This window comes from Paenibacillus sp. J23TS9, from assembly GCF_018403225.1.
Classification (GTDB): Bacteria; Bacillota; Bacilli; order Paenibacillales; family Paenibacillaceae; genus Paenibacillus_AQ.
In genome coordinates this window covers 1-1,143 of the sequence record NZ_BOSG01000013.1, presented here as the reverse complement: position 1 = coordinate 1,143, position 1,143 = coordinate 1, and the positions used below count along the sequence as shown (strand labels likewise).

1 rRNA gene (only partly in view) is annotated in these 1,143 nt (G+C 52.8%); it reads right to left on the bottom strand.

The window, feature by feature from the left end:
• A 23S ribosomal RNA gene (locus tag KJS65_RS29395) occupies positions 1-1,143 on the bottom strand; its annotated part reaches 1,490 nt to the left of the window's first position; the annotation flags it as partial.

Sequence of the window (1,143 nt, the reverse complement as noted above, 5' to 3'; positions counted from 1 at the left end):
ACATCAGCCTCACTGCTTAGACGGACATCCATCAGTCCGCGTCACTACCCTACTGCGTCACCCCATTGCTCATAACGGTTTACGGTGGTACAGGAATTTCAACCTGTTGTCCTTCGATTACGCCTTTCGGCCTCACCTTAGGTCCCGACTTACCCTGAGCGGACGAGCCTTCCTCAGGAAACCTTGGGCTTTCGGCGGATCAGATTCTCACTGATCTTTTCGTTACTCATACCGGCATTCTCACTTGTATGCGCTCCAGCACTCCTTACGGTATACCTTCAATGCTGCATACAACGCTCCCCTACCCCTGATGCATAAGCATCAAGCCATAGCTTCGGTGGTGTGTTTAGCCCCGTTACATTTTCGGCGCAGAGTCACTCGACCAGTGAGCTATTACGCACTCTTTCAATGGTGGCTGCTTCTAAGCCAACATCCTGGTTGTCTGTGCAACTCCACATCCTTTCCCACTTAACACACACTTGGGGACCTTAGCTGATGGTCTGGGCTGTTTCCCTTTTGACAATGGATCTTAGCACTCACTGTCTGACTCCCGGAATTCGAGTCTATGGCATTCGGAGTTTGACTGAGCTTGGTAACCCTTGCGGGCCCCGCACCCAATCAGTGCTCTACCTCCACGACTTATTTCCGAGGCTAGCCCTAAAGCTATTTCGGGGAGAACCAGCTATCTCCGAGTTCGATTGGAATTTCTCCGCTACCCCCACCTCATCCCCGCATTTTTCAACATGCGTGGGTTCGGGCCTCCAGTGCGTGTTACCGCACCTTCACCCTGGACAGGGGTAGATCACACGGTTTCGGGTCTACGCCCACGTACTTAGTCGCCCTATTCAGACTCGCTTTCGCTGCGGCTCCGGCTTCTCACCTTAACCTTGCACGGGAACGTAACTCGCCGGTTCATTCTACAAAAGGCACGCCATCACCCATAGATCGGGCTCTGACTTCTTGTAAGCACACGGTTTCAGGTTCTATTTCACTCCCCTTCCGGGGTGCTTTTCACCTTTCCCTCACGGTACTGTTTCACTATCGGTCACTAGGGAGTATTTAGCCTTAGCAGATGGTCCTGCTGGATTCATACGGGGTTTCACGTGCCCCGCACTACTCGGGATCCGTCTCGGAGAGAATACA